The organism is Paenibacillus sp. FSL M7-1414, from assembly GCF_038003195.1.
Lineage (GTDB): Bacteria > Bacillota > Bacilli > Paenibacillales > Paenibacillaceae > Paenibacillus > Paenibacillus amylolyticus.
In genome coordinates this window covers 5,271,841-5,289,398 of sequence record NZ_JBBOOS010000001.1, presented here as the reverse complement: position 1 = coordinate 5,289,398, position 17,558 = coordinate 5,271,841, and the positions used below count along the sequence as shown (strand labels likewise).

The window sequence follows — 17,558 nt, the reverse complement described above, 5'->3', positions numbered from 1 at the left end:
TTAAAGGGGAGTAGCTTTTACAGTAAAGTCGTCAATTCGGGATCATATCCCCGGCTTTATTGGCAGCAATTTTGTTGTTAGCGAGACCTTTACCAAGTTTTCATGCTCGGTAAAGGTCTCTTTTTGTGGATATAAAAGGACCTTACCAGTGATGGTAAAGGTCCTTTTTTTTGTACATCATAAGAATATTAAGGAGGAGTCAATTTTGGATGTTTCATTATTATTAGAATATGGGTGGGTGCTTGCTGTCTTAGTGGTCCTTGAAGGATTACTCGCAGCAGATAATGCATTGGTACTCGCAATCATGGTTAAACACTTGCCTGAAGATAAGCGCAAAAAAGCGTTGTTCTATGGTCTGATGGGTGCATTTGTTTTCCGTTTAGGTTCGTTGTTCCTGATCTCTTTCCTCGTCGATGTATGGCAGGTGCAAGCGATCGGTGCCCTGTATCTCCTGTATATTTCGATTAACCACATCGTTAAAAAGATACTGGGTAGTCGCAATAAAACAGATGAAGCAGCTGATTCAACACCTAAGAAACCGAAAAAACAATCCGGTTTCTGGATGACCGTTTTCAAGGTCGAAGTAGCGGATATCGCATTTGCAGTTGATTCCATTCTGGCTGCTGTTGCTTTGGCCGTGGCGTTGCCACCAAGTGGATTGCCTCCAATTGGCGGACTCGACGGTGGACAGTTTATCGTTATCTTCCTGGGTGGATTCATCGGGCTTGTGATCATGCGTTTTGCAGCCTCATACTTTGTAAAATTGCTTCATTCCCGTCCAGGACTTGAAGTTGCGGCCTTTGTAATCGTAGGTTGGGTAGGGGTTAAGCTGGCAGTTATTACACTCGCACACCCTTCATTGGGTGTTCTGGATGAGCATTTCCCGGAAAATAAAATTTGGAAATTCGGATTCTATATTGTATTGATCACCATTGCGGTATGTGGTTGGTTCCTGTCTTCCAAAGTCCCTGAAAAAGAAGACGAAAATCCGGTTGAAGAGTTGGAAAAACAAGCAGGACTGTAATAATCATGTTACGCTAACAACATCATTATTATTTGGAAAACAGGAGATTGTCCTAGGACAATCTCCTGTTTTTGTTTGCATATGAAAAATGTAACATGGTCCAATTTCCAAGAAAAGGGTTGACACATGAATTCTAGTCCCCTTAATATAAGACTAACATTAACGAAGGGAGGCCGAGAGACATGATGCTTGGTTATGATTTGATTCAAACAGGGCGCAACGTAGACACAATAGCATATCCGGCTCATCGTTTCATTGGCCTCATACGGTCGACATAGGGGATAGGCATATCGTTTAGCGAGTTTTATAATCGATATGCGTTCTTCGCTTATATTATAGCGATGGATGACAGACACACAGCATGTTTATGCTGCTCTGTTCTCCGTTATTGTCATTCAGTAGAAGTCATGGGCGATTAGCCTATGGCTTTTTTTAGTTTTATTTTACAGATGAATCAGCAAACCGAATTTGCTGAACGTACAGGAAGGAATAATACACTTTTATGAATACAGAATTTAATTTATTTACTAATCCAAATGAAATCGCAGGTGGCTACCGGCATGAAGTAAAATTGCCTGCAGGCGACCTAACCGTATATGCGGCGCAACAGCTCTTCTCCTCACTCGATTACAAGGTATTCGAGATGGCAAACAATAATCTGCAGATTCCGGGAATCTCTTATATGAGTTACACGCCAGACGTACACGTCGGTGTAGGTACGTGCATTGGAACGACAGCTGTGTGGGATGCGCAGAGCGGATACGTTTCTCCCTCCATCGTCGGCAGTGACATCGGCTGTGGCATGCGAGTGCATATGACAAACTTGCACAAGGACGAATTGAAAGACATCAAGCTCCGCCGCAAACTCGTCAAGGCCATTGAGAAAGTATTGCCGATGGAGGCGAACCAGCGAGGTCATTACTCGGATATCAGACTGGAGCATATTGTTCGTAAAGGACTGCATGGTTTACCCAAAAAGTATATTCCAGACAGCTATACACCGAAAAAATCAACCGCGATGACACATGTGGAAAGCAGCAAGTTCAGTTACGATGAGGATGTGTTAAACCACGTTCCTGATATGACATGGCATCGTTCGCATCGTCAGCTCGGAACACTGGGTGGGGGGAATCATTTTGCCGAGATCCAGGCGATTGAGATCGCTGAAGAGAATCGTGAAATCGCCGAAGCTTGGGGATTGTATGATGGACAGGTCGTGGTCATGATTCATTCCGGCTCTCGTGCGTGGGGTGGTTATGTAAGTCAGACGAGTTCGTCAGCGATTGCCAAAGTCATGCAGCGGCTTAACCTGGGTACATCCGATCCCAGACTGGTATTTGCTCCACTGGAGCATGCGGAAGGTCGTCATTATGTGAACATGATGTATTCTGCATTGAATTACGCTGTTGTCAATCGTCATCTGATTGCGTATGCTATTCGCGAAGCATTCCGGGATGTGTTTGGCTCCAAATGTGAATTTCGTACGTTATACGATCTGATGCACAACTATGCCTGGGAGGAATCTCACGCAGACCAAGGTTCCGTTTTTGTACATCGCAAAGGGGCGACTCGTGCGTTGCCGGCAGGTCATCCGGACAATCCAAAGCCTTATCTGGCAACAGGGCATCCGGCGCTTATTCCCGGTTCCATGGGAACTGCTTCATATATCATGGTAGGTCAGCCGCAGGGTGCTGATAATTATTATTCAATATGTCACGGTGCGGGTCGCATCCGTTCACGGACGGCAACAAAACGATTGATTAGCGTGGAAGATTTTGCTACGGCACTGGGTGTGGGTACAGAAGATGAGATCGTGGTAAACCAACGCTCACTTGAATCCATTATTGATGAATCACCTCAGGCTTATAAAAATGTAGATGAAATTATAGACAGTGTTACCGGCGCAGGCCTGGCTCAAGTTGTAGCCAAATGCAAACCGCTTGTAGCGGTAAAGGGAGCGAAATAATGACAATAAACGAAAAACAAACAGATCCAACCCAGGCGATCTATACCTATGACGAACAACATGATACCCGAATTCGAGTGGAAGGGTACGCCATCTATTCAAGGCTGATTCGTGGAATCAGTGAGGCGCTCCTTCAGCGCTATGGAGTTGAGTACAAGCTTTATGCCAGTTCTGACCCGAACAATGAATACTGGGAGTTACTCCGGGAAGATCTGCAAAATGGCAGTGACGAAGTGGAGTTGGTAGCCCGTATATTCGAAGATCTGGAGCTTCAGACCTTGCATTACGACGATGATGGAGATATACCCACTTATGGTGTGCATTACTCCATTCGCAATAACGTATTTGCTTATCCGAAATGGGGCGTAGCACTTGTGCGGGTTCCATTTTTCCGAGAGAACGGGATCTACAGTGAAGACTTTGTCTTTGCCGTCGGCGATGAGGAGATGAAGCAATTTCTGGGAAGTGTCCGGGAACGGGAACGTCAGCAAAATATGAAAAAAGTAACAGTCTACACCGATGCCCGGAATGGCAGCGATCGCCATGTGGAATCCATCACTCGCTCCGTGGGAAGAGAGGATGTTGTTCTTTCGGCACAGATCAAGCAGGATATCTTCCGCTCGCTGGATCAGTTTTTCGAAGCGGATCGTTCTTTTTACAGAGATTATGATATCCCGTACAAACGGGGCATTTTATTGTATGGGCATCCGGGGAATGGTAAGACCACGTTGGTGAAATCCATTGCCGGAAGTATCCCGGGCCCTGCTGCGTATTGGCAGATTACGGAGTATACCAACAGTGAATCAGTGCGTGAAGTGTTCGAGGCTGCCAAGCGGTTGGCACCGATGGTACTGATCATTGAGGACATCGATTCGATGCCGGATGAAGTCCGTTCCTTTTTCCTGAATACACTGGATGGAGCTACGTCAAAAGAAGGCATTTTCCTGATTGGAACAACGAATTATCCCGAGAAAATAGATCCTGGCCTCATGAACCGTGCTGGACGGTTTGACCGGGCTTATGAAATTCCGTTGCCAGATGAAGCGCTGCGCTTGCAATACTTGCGCCAACGAGGCTTCACCGTTTTCGCGGGTGAAGAAGGCACGATAGAAGCAGCTCGTTTGACCGACACGTTTTCTCTTGCACAGCTAGGTGAGTTGTATGTGAGTGCTGCGCTGGAATGGCATCAGAATGGACAGACAGACATTGTGAAAGTCATTCAGTCGATGCGTGGCGAGCTGGACAAGAGCCACAAACATACTTGGCTGGCGCAGCCAGGTAAGGGCCGTGCAGGCTTTTATTGATCAGACCTAACCCATCAATCTTATAATATGACGCAATTTTATAAATAATCCTACCTCAATTGGTGATACTAACCTTGTCTGCTCTAACATACAATGACTTTCGGGAGGTACATAACGCAGCCCTGAGCTGGTGAGATGCCGGAAAGTAACGCGATCTGTTTCCATACCTGACTAAGGCTTGTTTTGCAGAGAAAGATGCATGGGGACAAAAGGTAATATGCAAAAATTTTTATGCCAATTGTTTAAATGCTTCTGTAGCGGTTAATAGTAGACAGACAACAACAAAAACTTTAATTAGAGGTGAATGATATGGGTTGGTTATGGTCATTAATTATCGGTGGTATCATTGGATGGTTGGCAGGTTTGATCGTTGGTCGTGACATTCCAGGTGGTGTTATTGGTAACATCATTGCTGGTTTTATCGGTGGATGGTTAGGTGGAGTAATCTTGGGCGATATGGGTCCTGAGATGGGCGGATTCTACATTGTACCTGCATTGATCGGTGCGATCGTTCTTGTAGCCATCGTAAGCTTGATCTTCCGTTCGATGGGACGTAGTCGCGGGTAACTTAATTAAGATAATTTCTTGAATTAGTTGTCAGCCAAATGTTTTACCAATGAAGAGGTTGATTGAGAGCCATAACCATGGCTTTCAATCAACCTCTTGTTGTTTTAAAATATATAAAGATAAGCGTATTAAGCTATCTATATAAATTGGACTAAACATTTACACGAGAACGTAGAGGACAGAAATAACCTGAAGAAGCGGAGCTAAAAGCTTTCTGTAAGAAAGCTGCTTCGAAAGCATACACTCGCCTTTAACACCAGATTTTCTCCTTGTAAAGCAATTATAAAAAATCTGGGGATAACAGCGATCAGAAGGTTGTTCTGTCATCGGAGTAGTAAGTGTAAAAGGTAGTTTAGATAAGAGGGGATGAACGGAATGGAAAAAGCTACATTCGCCGGTGGATGTTTCTGGTGTATGGTTACACCGTTTGAAGAACAACCGGGCATTCATGGCATTATATCGGGTTATGCTGGCGGTCACGTCGAGAATCCAACATATGAGCAGGTCAAAACCGGGGAGACTGGTCATGTCGAAGTGGTTGAAATTACATTTGATCCAAATGTATTCCCTTATGAACGACTGCTGGAGCTATACTGGCCGCAGATTGATCCGACGGATGACGGAGGTCAGTTCCAGGATCGGGGGACACAGTATCGTACGGCAATCTTTGTGCATAATGAACGTCAACGTGAGCTTGCTGAACAGTCCAAACAGGAACTGGCAGCCAGCGGACGATTCAATCAACCGATTGTTACGGAAATTCGGGATGCAGCTATATTCTATCCGGCTGAAGACTATCATCAGGATTACCACAAGAAAAACGAAAAACATTATAAGGAAGACCGTGCGTTATCCGGACGGGACGAATTTATCGAGCAGAACTGGAAATAATGCATCAGGTCACATGAAAAGCCGGGAAAGTTCCAGTTGGAACTCGCCCGGCTTCTTGGCTGTATGGCGGCTAAAATCAGCCATAATGGTTATCTGATTGTTCCCACCAGTATTTCTACGTCAATGGTAATCTTCGACAAGGAGGCTTGAATGCTCGCCAGGGATGATCCCGACTGATGCCAGGAAAGTGGTGTCATATGAACGAGTGAATCCAGCATGTTTTCGGTGACGGGCATCGTGTAGGTCAGCGGAATGCTGGCGATGAGATGATGATGTTTGCGGAATCGGTCCAGCGTAAGTTCCCGGCCGTCTGCTCGATCAGGTCGATTCAGGAACAGCATTTCTCTCAGTTCAATTAAATATTGTTCACGGGGGATGACTTTGATGATCCATCCCCCATCCTTCAGAATTCGTCCAAACTCTTCATAGTTGGAAGGAGAAAATATATTCAGGATGATGTCCAGCTGACCTTCTGCAAACGGACTGCATGCCAGATCGCCGACAAACCAGATTTGCTGGTTGTAGGCAGAGGAAGCCATGGCAATGCCTTCTTTGGCAATATCGATGCCCCAGCCAACGGCTGGAGTATTCTGCGTAATCTGCTGCAGAAATGTTCCCTCTCCTGTGCCTGCATCCAGAATATGCACGGGATAGTTGATGTCAACGGAATAACGTGCGATCCACCTGCGTAGTACTTCGGTCAAAGGAGCATAAATACCGGTTCCCGATAAGATATTCCTTTTGGCTGTAAATAAACGTTTGTCATAGTTGCCCTTGAAAAAACGTGTCATGAAATTGATATAGCCTTGTCTTGCAAAATCAAAGCTATGCCTGGACACACATTGAATGCTCCCTGAGTTAATGGTTGCCATAGGGCTATGACAGATGGGACAGTTCAACATATGGATGTATGGATTAATAAGCGCAGCGCTACGTTCTCTGCGATGGACTGACATGGAATAACACCCCATTCATTCAGATTTGGATAACTGAAGAAAAGGGCACAACAAATAAACCTCTGCACGAAATTCAAAAAAAGAGGTTTATGGCTATGCCCCAAGTTATCTGTATCGAATGAACTGAATAATCATAGGAAGGTTAAGCCCCTTTTGCCTATCAAGATTAGGGTGAAGCAAGAGAACGTTACTAGTATAACAGGATGAGAAGAAATGACAAATAAGGGGAGCCAGGCGAATGTGAAATAAAAGAGCGCCCTGTAAACCGTTTAGACGGTCATACAGAAGCGCTCCGTTCATTATTTTGCAGCAGCCTTTAATACATATTTGGACAATGTCTCATCGTTCAAGGAATAGATGACATCATCGACATAGGTTGAGACCCCTTCTAATGAAGGAACTGAGGCACTGGTCGTGAAGATGTGCACATCTTCCAGCGTCTGAGGATCAAGAATGTATCCTGTTTTGGAAAAATCAAGCTGATACTGACCATCCTGTGTCTGGTCGACATGCATCAATGCAGGCTGTGCGTCCTTGAACGTACGCTCAGTCACTTTGCCTTTCATCGTGTACAGTTCCAGCTTCTGCCCTGTAAAGACTGTATAACCGTTGCCAGCCGTCTGAATGTAGGCATCACCAGCAATGGCACGTCCCCAAGCAAGCTTGCCATCGATGCCAAAGCCCATCAGTCGGTTACCGGTGTTCTCAAAATTGGCGCGCATAATGATGGAACCATCGTCGAGAATGGCCAGCGATTCACCGCCTCCATCTCCTAATGTATTTGCATTGGCAGGGAATTGGTAGAAGGACAGACGATTCAACGTACGATCATAGATCTCTAATTTGGGATTAGCAGCTTGCTGCCAGAAGTTGCCTACCTTGGTTTGTTTACTGGCATCCACTACAATTCGACCATGGTCAGCCTTAAGCACGTTACCGTTGATGGTCTTTTCAGTAATCAGCTTACCCTTTTTGTCATATAACGAGATGGCGGAGCGAACCGAACCATTTGATTGCATGCCCTGACTTGAAGCAACCATCAGCGTATCGTTATCCAATAGGGATATGCTTGCAGGTGAATTCACCGTTTTGACCCAGTTGGTTTTTCCGGATGTATTGAATGAGTACAATTTTTTGGTTTTGTCTGAATATTCCATATACACATAAGCCGTACCGTTGCTGGCATATACCGAATCAGAGTAGGTGGTATAAGGACCACTTTTCTCATGGAATATCGTATTCCACTTCAATTGTCCAGTCGTAACATCGAATGCTTGGAGAGAGTCCAATTGCCAGTCGAGTGTTGTTTTGCTGCTTGTTTTGGTCACGGGCTGGGAGGCATGTACATATACAAGATTTTTGGATGGCACGGCATGGATTCCCTTGATCAGGACATCTTTCTCTGTATTAACCTCAGATAACATCAGGGAAGATGACGTCCACGCCGGTTTGGGCATGGATTCGGTTGAAGCAGCGGCGTAACCTGTTGTATTCATGGTGAAGAGGAGCATGCCGCTGAGAATGAGGGCAGCCCATGTTTTGGACTTGTGTTTGGTCAATGTATGCAAGTGATAAACCACCTTTCTTCTTCGGTTCAAAATAGAACCGATTGTTGAATTTTACCATTAAAGTCAAGCTGAATTCAACCGAACGCACTGTAACCTTTTATCAGTGGTCTGTCGAAATGACTATGTTTGGTGAAGTATAACGGTTACAGGGAATTCATCTTCTTTCGATGAAGGTAGAAGTTTGATATATTTAGTGCGGTGACAAGCCATATCTGTGTAAGAGGTTGGATAGAACATAGGAAATGAAACAAGGAGAATAGCTATGAACTGGAGTGAAAATGTGACCCTATGGGTCATTGGATGTATCATCATATTGTTGCTGCTGGCCTGGATTATTCGGCGAGTTATCGGGCGCGGGCAGCGGATCCGAAGTGAAGCCAATCCTCGTAAGATCACAATAAAGGACATCGACAAGATGGAGGATGGTTCGGAATTTGAATTATATCTCTATCATTTATTCGAAGAGCTCGGTTACGATGAGGTGCATAAGACAACAAGCAGCCGGGATTTTGGGGCAGATCTGGTGTTTGTTGATAGACTCGGCAGACGAAGTGTGATACAAGCGAAGCGATATGGTGCGAACCATCCCGTAGGGTTGAGTGCTGTGCAGGAGATATATACATCGATGCGTTATTATGAAGCCGACCGGTCCATTGTATTAACGTCCACTCGTTACACCGAAGCCTGTCGGACGCTTGCAGCGGTTAATGGAGTGAAGCTGCTGGACCGGGAAGACCTGATGGAATTAATTCTGTTATTCAAAGCCAGAAGAGTGGAAGAAGCATTGGAACTGATCGAAGAAGATGATCACGAACCAATCGAGACGTGGCAGTCCCGGCGAAAGCGGCAATCCCGCTAGGTTGCATTGTGTTATTGTGCTTTAATGTAGATTTTTTAAATATAATCGAAAGTAGTAATGTAGTCAGGTTTACGTTTTAAAAACAATTATAACCAATCGCTAGGTAATATAGGCGATTGGTTATTTTTCTGGATAGATATTTCAAAGCTCCGTTTGTTCATCTGTTGGTTGTAGCATTCCGAATATTTGATTCACCTCCCCGGGTATCGACAATGTTCACCTCAAGACCGTGACATTTAAAATTGTGGTTAGGATTTTTCCTAACCTCATCTTTTTGAAGTTCATACATAGCTAATTTATAATTTATTTCTTCCATATGTTTCAAACTCTCTTCGATTTTCTTTTGTAATTCAATTTTATGTTTCTTTAACATTTCCTCTCTTTCTGAATAGGTGGAGTTCCCCATCTCATAAGATTCCTTGTAGTCTTTAATTTTAGAAAGCGGCATTCCTGTTTCTTTGAGACAAAGAATAAAAGAAATCCAATCGATTTGTTGTTCGGTATAAACTCTATTCCCTTTTTCATCGCGCGAAATATTTGGTAATATCCCTTGTTCTTCATAAAATCGAAGTGTCTTTGCAGTTATATTATAATTCTCCACCACATATTTCATTGAAAAAAACATCTGATCGCCTCCATAGTTACAGTTACTGTAACTGTTATTCTATCACATATAGGATTATTAAAAGAAAATCGTTTGAAATTACGTATCAATTCCTACTTTACTTCCCCTTAGGTTAACCTGATATTCTTGTGTAGAACTTGTGATTGGGATGGATGAGATAAGGTCACCTTCATCTGTTCCATAAATAAGCACTTAGAAATCAAAATACAAAGGAGAACGTACAATGAGTAAATTTAATAACTTGTTTGAACCTTTTACATTCAATAAAGGGATTACCTTAAAGAATAGAGTGGTTATGTCTCCGATGACGACATGGTCAAGTAATGATGATTACACGATTTCCGATGAGGAAGTTGCATATTATAAAAAAAGAGTGAATGGTGTAGGTTTAGTTATCACGGGCTGTACTCATGTCCTACCCAATGGGATTGGATTTACACATGAATTCGCCGCATATAATGATTCATTTATCCCTAGTCTAAAAAAATTGGCAGATGTTGCTAAGAGTGGGGGAGCTCCAGCAATTCTTCAATTGTTCCATGCTGGAGATAAAGCGATTGCTGAATTAGTTCCTAATGGTGACGTGGTAAGTCCGAGCGGTGTTGCTCTGACTGAAGCAGTATCCCCTAGAGAACTCACACATGAAGAAATTCTGGAAATTATACATGCGTTCGGTGAAACTACAAGACGTGCAATTGAAGCTGGTTTTGACGGTGTTGAACTCCATGGAGCCCACGGTTTTTTACTTCAAAGCTTTTTATCTCCATTCTTCAACAAACGTCAAGACCAATGGGGGGGATCACTGGAAAAACGTCTGAGTTTTCCAATAGCTGTTATTCGAGAGGTGAAAAAAGCTATTGAGAGATATTCGACAAAACCATTTATTTTAGGTTACCGCATTTCCCCAGAGGAACATCAACAAGATGCCCTTAGAATGAAAGATACTTACGCACTGATTGATAAACTGATTGAAGAAAATGTTGATTATGTTCATGGTTCCTTGGTACAAGCCCTTACGTCAAAACCAAAATATAACCAAGATAACAAAAAAACGTATCTTGAGCTGATTGTTGAACATGCCAACAATCGGATTTTTGTAATTGCAGCGGGTTCCTTGGAAAGCCCAGAGGATGTCTCTGAAAGTATGGAGAGAGGACTCTCTTTAGCGGTAATTGGACGTGTATTAATCTCCGATCCAGCGTGGGTTGAAAAAGTTCAACAAGGAAGGGAGGCGGAAATCCAAAACGTGATTAAATCATCTAACGTTAGAGATCTTGTGTTGCCAGCGAAACTATGGGGTGTCATACAAAATGCAGGTCCATGGTTTAAAGTTGAACAATAAAGAAGATGAAAGATCAAAAAAGGACGCTAATAATAGCGGCCTTTTTTGATTTCAAGAACTTTTGTATTAATTTATATATTACAACAGGTTTTATTCACTCTTCTTGAGGAAAATGGGACATAGTTTATTTATCCGCTTCAACAAAAAAGCTTCACCTTCACTTGCGTAGCTGCACATGATATATTGAGTGTATATCAACCAAAGGAGTGTGTGATCCATTATGGCACGTACACAAACACAAAAAGCATTACGTAAAGCAGAGCGGTCAGGTCAATGGTGCTCGGAACAGAGCCGAAGAGTTAACGGAGATTATGGTGCGTTATCCCAGCATGTACGGCTCATGCCTACGAAGCAGAAAAAATTGCAAAAGGTCAAACACAAGAAGCAGATCATCCAGGATGGTGGTGCTTCTTTTTATTTTGTCTGTGAGGCGCGGATTGCTGGGTAAGTAAGACGATAGAATTTTGTACACTAAATGAAGGGAAGAACCTATACATATGACAACAGCGCTGCACATGAATAAAAAAATCGTTCGGCGTTTTTTGCTGCAAACGCAAGCTTTACTGGGACGTTGGCCCGCAGTTTCCTTACCTTCGGGACCCGACCAAGTTTTGAGTTTAATTCGCTCCCTTGGTTGCGTGCAGATCGATCCTGTGGCTGCTGTAACTGGAAACCAGCATTTGGTGCTGGGGGCTCGTGACCCTGGTTATACTGCTGACAGCTTAAATACACTGCTGAGTGATCACAAGGTGTTTGAATATTTTGCAAATGCTGCCTGTGTCATTCCAATCGAGGATTATGCTCTCTTTGAACCTGTGCGTGCCCAATTAAGGGAGCGTCTGGCTCCGTCCTTGCAAGGTCTGGAGAAAACAGTGCAGCATGTGTTACAGCGTTTGAAGGAAGAGGGTCCTTTGCCTTCAAGAGCTTTTCGTGCTGTTGAAAGGGTAAGTGGTTATTGGGACAGTGCGGATGTGCCAAAGACAAAGGATACCACACTTGCTCTGAATCTGCTGTTGGACTCCGCTGTGATTCGTGTGGTGGCGAGGCAGGGGAATGAACGTTATTTTCATATTACCGAATCTGAGTTGCAACAACAGGGACTTCCGATAAAAGAAGACATCGATGTGTTGGCCCAGAGACAGGCTCTGCTGGATAAATACATTCATGCGTATCGTGTCGTAGATGCCCGTGATCCCCGTCTGGGTTGGTTAAAATCTACAGCGGCTGAACGACGCGCCGATATTGCTGCCCGTGTGTCAGATGGGCGAATGATCCCACTTAAGGTGGAGGACGTGGCCACGCCTTATTATATTCGTGCTGAAGATGAGGATTTGCTGCTACGCATGGAAAGGGAAGAGCCACACTATGATCCGTCTGGCCCGGTACGTTTCCTGCCGCCGCTGGACAATCTGTTATGGAGAAGAGAACGTATTGTTGATTTATTTGATTTTCATTATAAATGGGAGATTTATACGCCAGAGGTGAAAAGAACCTACGGTTATTATGCCATGCCTATTCTTCACGGTGATCGGTTAATTGGACGTATGGACCCACGACTTGATCGCAAAACTGGAGTACTTACCGTTCGTTTTTTATCGATGGAGGAGACTGCTCCACCTGTGGAAGAATGGATTACGGATTTTCGGGAGGGGCTTCAATTCTTTGCGTCCATGCATGGAGCACGTTCCATTACTATCGAGAAGACGGTACCAAAAGAGCTGAAAAAGCTGCTTAAATCGATTTGATTAGGGGATACATGAAAGAGTGTATGGACACGGAAATTGGAATTGTTGAGGGGGTAAAGGATCTAAAAAGGACAAAGAAGGAGGAGCCAGAGGGCCCCTCCTTCTTCATTTGATTTTAATATCATATCTCTAGCATTACATCAGAAGTGCTAACGAAAACAAAAACCTAGGTTCACGTCCACGCCAAAACTTCTTTAGTTCACCAGATGAGGCATTTCAACGTTGGGATCAACATCTGCTTCATAATCCACACCATCGGTTTCAAAACCAAACAGCTGGAAGAATTCGCGACGGTAACCTTCCAGATCAGACAGATCGTAGATGTTCTCTGTGGTCAACTCATTCCAGAGCTTCGCCACTTCTTCCTGAACGTCAGCTCTCATCTCCCAATCGTCAATGCGAATACGGCCTTCGGCATCGGTTGGAACTTTTCCTCCCGCATACAAGCGATCAGCGAACAGACGTTGCAATTGCTCGATGCATCCTTCATGCAAGCCTTTTTCTTTCATGACTTTGTACAATGCTGAGATGTACAGCGGCACGACTGGAATCGCAGAACTGGATTGAGTCACCAGCGCCTTGGCTACAGTTAAGTACGCACGTCCACCTTTGGCACTCAAACGATCATTCAGCTTGTGTGCAGTCGCTTCCAGATGATTCTTGGCTTGACCGATGGAACCATCACGATAAATGGCATGCGTAAGTTCAGGACCGATGTAGGAGAAAGCGATCGTTGTTGCATCATCGGCAAGCACGCCGCCTTGTTGCAGGGCATCCATCCATAGTTCCCAATCGTCTCCACCCATAACGGTTACCGTCTGACGAATTTCCTCTTCGTTTGCCGGTTCAAGGGTAACGGAGCTAATTTCGCCTGTGTGGAAGTTCACCGTTTTGTTCGTGTAGGATTGTCCGATAGGCTTCAGCACAGAGTTAAATACTTCACCCGTGTTCGGATCGGTACGGCGTGCCGAGGCTACGCTGTATACAACCAGATCGACTTGACCGAGTTCACTGCGAATCAGTTCAACGGCTTTGTCTCGTGTTTCGTTTGCAAATGCATCACCTGTAACGCTGTACGATTTCAGGCCTGCTTCCTCCGCGGCTTTTTCGAATGCAGCGGAATTGTACCAGCCTGCAGAAGCCGTGCGTTTCTCTGTGGAACTGCTTGGACGATAAATGCCGACTGTATTCGCTCCAGCTCCAAAGGCAGAAACAACGCGTGACGCCAGACCGTATCCAGTGGAAGCACCGATCACGAGCACATTACGCGGTCCTTTCAGCTCAGGCTGGGATTTCACATAATCAATCTGTTCCTGCACTTGCGCAGCGCAACCTACAGGATGGGAAGTGGTACAAATAAAACCACGTGTTCTTGGTTTAATAATCATTTATTTGCATCCTTTCATATTCAGCTCATGTTTCAGCATTTCGATAAAATGCTCTTACACATACTTTCTTATTGTAAAACAATTACCTCGGAAACGGAAACCGTTTCGTTTGATTTCACTTGAAGGGTGGCGTTATATCACTAATTTTGCGATGATGTGAATAGAATGTACTCGCTTGTTAGGATAGAAAGGACAGGGATACCATGCTGAAGGAACGCATTGAACTGCTAAGCAAAAGAAAACAAATCTCCCGTAAAGACCTTGTGGAAGGTCTGGTCACGCAGGCCCACTTTGCCAATATCCTGGCGGATCGTTATCCGCTACCTGAGGACTTGGCAGAAGCCATCGCCGGGCGTCTTGGGGTATCCCCTTCCTATATTCTACAGGCTGCGGCTCAGGACGAGGAAACACTCGAACGGGCAGAGGCTATCTTCGAACAAATGTCTGTTCCAGCGTCGGCGATATCCGAAGATACGGTGCATGCACTGGCAGATCGGGATGACACGCTGACCGTCGAGCTGACAACGGCCTTGATGAAGGCGGTCTATTATCAGCAATTAAATGATGCAACCGCTCATGAGTATATACATACGTCCTACCTCAATTTTTACCTGGAGAAATACGGTCGTCCAGACGATATTGATCTGCCACGTCCGTTAGTCAAGGCACTTTTATTCTATAAAATACAATATTATCGCTCCAAAATGGCTTTTGTGGATGTACTAACTCATGCAACCAGGCTCAGTGAGCTGGCGCTTCCTGGCAGTGAATTCTGGTTGTCTGTGCAAAATATCAAGATGGAAGCCTACATCCAGGTCAAACAGTATGAAGAGGCAAAACAGGTATTCGAGCTTACGATGCGTCATGTCTATGATCAGCGGATGTTTCATCGGTTGTCCGGGTTATATGTGGCATATAGTGGATATTGTTTTGCGATGGGGCTGGTTCAGGAGGCACTCTCTGCATTAACCATGGCGGAGGCAAATCTCGTGTATGCCGGCAATCAGGGAGATCTGGTGACGGCGATTGTCAACAATCGGATTGTCATGCTAACGATGACAGGTGAACTGGATCAGGCACAGACGGAGATTGAACGATTTGAATCGTTATTGCAGCAGGAAACGGAAGAAACTCAGCTCGCGATGCAGCCGCTCGTCAGTGTGTATCGATGCGAAGTGGCTCTGGCACGGAAGAACTGGGGCGTGCTCGCGCAGAGTGTAGATCAACTCTTAAAATGTGCAACAACACAGGACCAGCAGATGAGTGCAACCTTTTACCAGAGCCATCTGGCTCTTGCGCATGGAGATCGCGAAGTTTTCATGGATCGGGCACTTGCGTGTCTGCCTTATTTCGAATCTGCGCAGCATGTCATGCGGCTTGAACCGTTATATGAGGGGATGGCCGTAGTATCCGAGGATCAGCGGAAATACAAGGAAGCGGCGATGTATTATCGGAAGCTGGTGTATCTGTTACGCAAAAAGTAGAGCGGAAAAGAGCATGAAACTTCCTAAGTGAGGCATTATTTTGTCTACTGCCTACGTATTTTCCACAAAATATAGCTGCCAATCATGAAATGAAGATCGGTTAAGCAGATCTTTTTTTGTGAAATAAGTATAAGACTTTACCAAAGAAACGATTATCCGGTCATTCAAATACCGGATTTTTCGTTTTTTTTGTATACCGCCAGAAGGGTATTCAAGGACAAGCCGCGGTGTTTATAATTTAATTATAAATACGTGTTCAAAAAGTCTGGTTTTCAGTACCGAGAAGATGGAATGAAGCTAGAAATGGAGTAGCGGAGCGTAGGAGACCTACGTGAGCAACGGACATTTCGGCTGAATTTCATATTCGATGCTGATGATGCCGCTAGGCATGATTCGTAATCAAAAGTGGACTTTTTGAACAACTTCTAAAAACAAATAAAACAAATGAGGTGCTTGATATGGGATGGTTCGGTAAAAAGAACAAACAGGAAGATACGATTGCTAAAGCGGATAAAATGATGAATAAAGGACTCACTGGCATGATGATGAAAGGTTTTGTATCAAAGGAACATCGGGATGCTATCAACCAAAGTCTGGATTCGGCAAAACAGGCACAGTTGGCGGCAAGTGGTTCTCTGCCTTTAACAGCTACGGCTACGGTGGTGACAATCACCGATACAGGCAAACTGATCAACTTTGATCCGATTGTTGTGCTTGTATTGGATGTGACAGAAACGAATGGCAACCAGTATCAGCGAACATTAGAGACACTGGTGTCCAAAATGCAGATTCCACGAATAGGTGATCGAGTTGGACTAGGTCAAAATCCAGCAAATCCGTCCGAGTTGATCTACATGGGGCTAATGTCCATCTAGAAGGTATTTGGTTATAGCACAGTGATACTCTATTTGAATAATGCGTATAACAACGAATAATAGATATATTATTCGAGGTGTTGATAGAGATATTAAGAGAAGGATTAAGAGAGGGTGGATCATATGGTGGGATTTCTGAGATTCATTGGCGTATTAACTGTATTCGGGGTAGGGTTCTCCCCATTTCTGGCACAGCAGCTGTGGAATGATCCGTTTATGATTATGCAGGCATGGTGGTACACTCCGGCGATTTTTGCCGGGTTTGCACTGATCTTTGTTCCTGCGATTTTGAGCAATATTTTTGGCGTAGGTCGAGTGAAGACGGGTTTACCAGCAGTTGGGGTCATTAAGACTATACAACAGACGGGGACGTATATTAATGAACAGCCGGAGGTTCGATTGGGTCTGACGGTGTCGCGTAAGGGGCGCGAGAAATACGATACCGAGATGAAAGCCGTCATTCCGCTGACCTCCATGGCACAGTTTCAGCCGGGCAGTTTCATTCCGTTAGTGGTCTCCGTGAAGGATGAGCGCAAGGTAGGGTTTGATCTGAAGGGGCAATTATCACAGGAAGATATGCAGCAATTGCTGGATGAAAAGATGGTACAGCAAGGGGTATCACCTGAAATGATGGATATTGCAAGAACAGGGGAAAAAGCGATGGCCAAGATCCTTGATGTCACTCCACTTGGGAGTGGAGGCAGTAATAAGATCAAGCTTCAGCTCAAACTCAGTATAACAAAGACGAACGGTGAAACCTTCAATGTGACAACGCAAAAAGAAATTTTGTCATCTGCGCTGCCCCAGGTGCAGCAAGGTCATATCATTAATATCATCTATTCAAGACAAGACCCAACAAAATTGGTGTTGGCATTGAATGTACAGGAGCGACAATTAAGTGACTTATTCTCCTCTTGAGGATGTAGACAAAAGGAGGTCCTACAGGTCATGTTTATGACGTGTA

16 protein-coding genes are annotated in these 17,558 nt (G+C 44.5%); 12 read left to right on the top strand and 4 right to left on the bottom strand.

Annotated elements, in window-relative coordinates:
• Window positions 1–205: 205 nt before the first annotated feature.
• The 5 genes from MHH92_RS22985 to msrA all read left to right on the top strand — a co-directional run bounded on the left by MHH92_RS22985 (window position 206) and on the right by msrA (window position 5,752).
• Window positions 206–1,024 (top strand): TerC family protein, encoded by an 819-nt coding sequence (locus MHH92_RS22985; RefSeq protein WP_036617064.1) that lies wholly within the window; start codon window positions 206–208, stop codon window positions 1,022–1,024.
• 502 nt (window positions 1,025–1,526) lie between these two features.
• A complete protein-coding gene (locus MHH92_RS22980) occupies window positions 1,527–2,990 on the top strand; it encodes an RtcB family protein (RefSeq protein WP_076212337.1) in 1,464 nt (487 codons plus the stop codon).
• Entirely contained in the window at window positions 2,990–4,294 is a 1,305-nt protein-coding gene (locus MHH92_RS22975; protein WP_340906546.1) for an ATP-binding protein, read from the top strand. Before MHH92_RS22980 ends, MHH92_RS22975 begins: the two co-directional genes overlap by 1 nt.
• Window positions 4,295–4,603: 309 nt before the next feature.
• Window positions 4,604–4,861, top strand: coding sequence for a GlsB/YeaQ/YmgE family stress response membrane protein (locus tag MHH92_RS22970; RefSeq protein WP_017686880.1), 258 nt, complete (start codon window positions 4,604–4,606; stop codon window positions 4,859–4,861).
• A 375-nt stretch (window positions 4,862–5,236) separates the two neighbouring features.
• Window positions 5,237–5,752: a peptide-methionine (S)-S-oxide reductase MsrA gene (gene msrA / locus MHH92_RS22965; protein ID WP_340906529.1), complete on the top strand. Its 516-nt coding sequence runs from the start codon at window positions 5,237–5,239 to the stop codon at window positions 5,750–5,752.
• A gap of 89 nt (window positions 5,753–5,841) precedes the next feature.
• On the opposite strand, the gene MHH92_RS22960 is transcribed toward msrA, so the two are convergent.
• Window positions 5,842–6,654, bottom strand: a complete 813-nt coding sequence (locus MHH92_RS22960) for a putative RNA methyltransferase (protein WP_340907766.1) — start codon at window positions 6,652–6,654, stop codon at window positions 5,842–5,844.
• 353 nt (window positions 6,655–7,007) lie between these two features.
• Window positions 7,008–8,276, bottom strand: coding sequence for a hypothetical protein (locus MHH92_RS22955; RefSeq protein ID WP_340906527.1), 1,269 nt, complete (start codon window positions 8,274–8,276; stop codon window positions 7,008–7,010).
• A 262-nt stretch (window positions 8,277–8,538) separates the two neighbouring features.
• On the opposite strand from MHH92_RS22955, the gene MHH92_RS22950 reads away from it, so the two are divergent.
• Window positions 8,539–9,135: a restriction endonuclease gene (locus MHH92_RS22950; RefSeq protein ID WP_340906525.1), complete on the top strand. Its 597-nt coding sequence runs from the start codon at window positions 8,539–8,541 to the stop codon at window positions 9,133–9,135.
• Window positions 9,136–9,292: 157 nt separating this feature from the next.
• On the opposite strand, the gene MHH92_RS22945 is transcribed toward MHH92_RS22950, so the two are convergent.
• Window positions 9,293–9,760 (bottom strand): MerR family transcriptional regulator, encoded by a 468-nt coding sequence (locus MHH92_RS22945; RefSeq protein WP_340906522.1) that lies wholly within the window; start codon window positions 9,758–9,760, stop codon window positions 9,293–9,295.
• Between the two features lie 223 nt (window positions 9,761–9,983).
• Here MHH92_RS22945 and MHH92_RS22940 point away from each other — a divergent pair, with 223 nt between their 5' ends.
• The 3 genes from MHH92_RS22940 to MHH92_RS22930 all read left to right on the top strand — a co-directional run bounded on the left by MHH92_RS22940 (window position 9,984) and on the right by MHH92_RS22930 (window position 12,847).
• Entirely contained in the window at window positions 9,984–11,102 is a 1,119-nt protein-coding gene (locus tag MHH92_RS22940) for an NADH-dependent flavin oxidoreductase (RefSeq protein ID WP_340906520.1), read from the top strand.
• 220 nt (window positions 11,103–11,322) lie between these two features.
• Window positions 11,323–11,550 carry a hypothetical protein gene (locus MHH92_RS22935; RefSeq protein WP_340906518.1) on the top strand — a complete coding sequence of 76 codons (228 nt, stop codon included), beginning with the start codon at window positions 11,323–11,325 and terminating at the stop codon, window positions 11,548–11,550.
• 49 nt (window positions 11,551–11,599) lie between these two features.
• Window positions 11,600–12,847, top strand: a complete 1,248-nt coding sequence (locus MHH92_RS22930) for a DNA glycosylase AlkZ-like family protein (RefSeq protein ID WP_340906517.1) — start codon at window positions 11,600–11,602, stop codon at window positions 12,845–12,847.
• Between the two features lie 194 nt (window positions 12,848–13,041).
• Here the strand turns inward: MHH92_RS22930 and fabV are convergent, their stop codons facing one another.
• A complete protein-coding gene (gene fabV, locus MHH92_RS22925; RefSeq protein WP_340906514.1) occupies window positions 13,042–14,235 on the bottom strand; it encodes an enoyl-ACP reductase FabV in 1,194 nt (397 codons plus the stop codon).
• Between the two features lie 203 nt (window positions 14,236–14,438).
• Between fabV and MHH92_RS22920 the strand changes: the two genes are divergently transcribed.
• From MHH92_RS22920 to MHH92_RS22910, 3 genes are all read left to right on the top strand, one after another.
• Window positions 14,439–15,719, top strand: a complete 1,281-nt coding sequence (locus MHH92_RS22920; protein ID WP_340906512.1) for an XRE family transcriptional regulator — start codon at window positions 14,439–14,441, stop codon at window positions 15,717–15,719.
• Between the two features lie 458 nt (window positions 15,720–16,177).
• On the top strand, window positions 16,178–16,594 hold the full coding sequence (locus tag MHH92_RS22915) for a hypothetical protein (protein WP_340906510.1): 417 nt from the start codon (window positions 16,178–16,180) through the stop codon (window positions 16,592–16,594).
• 123 nt (window positions 16,595–16,717) lie between these two features.
• Entirely contained in the window at window positions 16,718–17,512 is a 795-nt protein-coding gene (locus tag MHH92_RS22910; protein ID WP_340907764.1) for a hypothetical protein, read from the top strand.
• Window positions 17,513–17,558 lie beyond the last annotated feature (46 nt).

Coding starts and splice junctions, on each gene's coding strand:
- MHH92_RS22980 (WP_076212337.1), top strand. CDS start 1,527: ATGAATACAGAATTTAATTTATTTACTAATCCAAATGAAATCGCAGGT.
- MHH92_RS22975 (WP_340906546.1), top strand. CDS start 2,990: ATGACAATAAACGAAAAACAAACAGATCCAACCCAGGCGATCTATACC.
- MHH92_RS22970 (WP_017686880.1), top strand. CDS start 4,604: ATGGGTTGGTTATGGTCATTAATTATCGGTGGTATCATTGGATGGTTG.
- msrA (WP_340906529.1), top strand. CDS start 5,237: ATGGAAAAAGCTACATTCGCCGGTGGATGTTTCTGGTGTATGGTTACA.
- MHH92_RS22960 (WP_340907766.1), bottom strand. CDS start 6,654: ATGTTGAACTGTCCCATCTGTCATAGCCCTATGGCAACCATTAACTCA.
- MHH92_RS22950 (WP_340906525.1), top strand. CDS start 8,539: ATGAACTGGAGTGAAAATGTGACCCTATGGGTCATTGGATGTATCATC.
- MHH92_RS22945 (WP_340906522.1), bottom strand. CDS start 9,760: ATGTTTTTTTCAATGAAATATGTGGTGGAGAATTATAATATAACTGCA.
- MHH92_RS22940 (WP_340906520.1), top strand. CDS start 9,984: ATGAGTAAATTTAATAACTTGTTTGAACCTTTTACATTCAATAAAGGG.
- MHH92_RS22935 (WP_340906518.1), top strand. CDS start 11,323: ATGGCACGTACACAAACACAAAAAGCATTACGTAAAGCAGAGCGGTCA.
- MHH92_RS22930 (WP_340906517.1), top strand. CDS start 11,600: ATGACAACAGCGCTGCACATGAATAAAAAAATCGTTCGGCGTTTTTTG.
- fabV (WP_340906514.1), bottom strand. CDS start 14,235: ATGATTATTAAACCAAGAACACGTGGTTTTATTTGTACCACTTCCCAT.
- MHH92_RS22920 (WP_340906512.1), top strand. CDS start 14,439: ATGCTGAAGGAACGCATTGAACTGCTAAGCAAAAGAAAACAAATCTCC.
- MHH92_RS22915 (WP_340906510.1), top strand. CDS start 16,178: ATGGGATGGTTCGGTAAAAAGAACAAACAGGAAGATACGATTGCTAAA.
- MHH92_RS22910 (WP_340907764.1), top strand. CDS start 16,718: ATGGTGGGATTTCTGAGATTCATTGGCGTATTAACTGTATTCGGGGTA.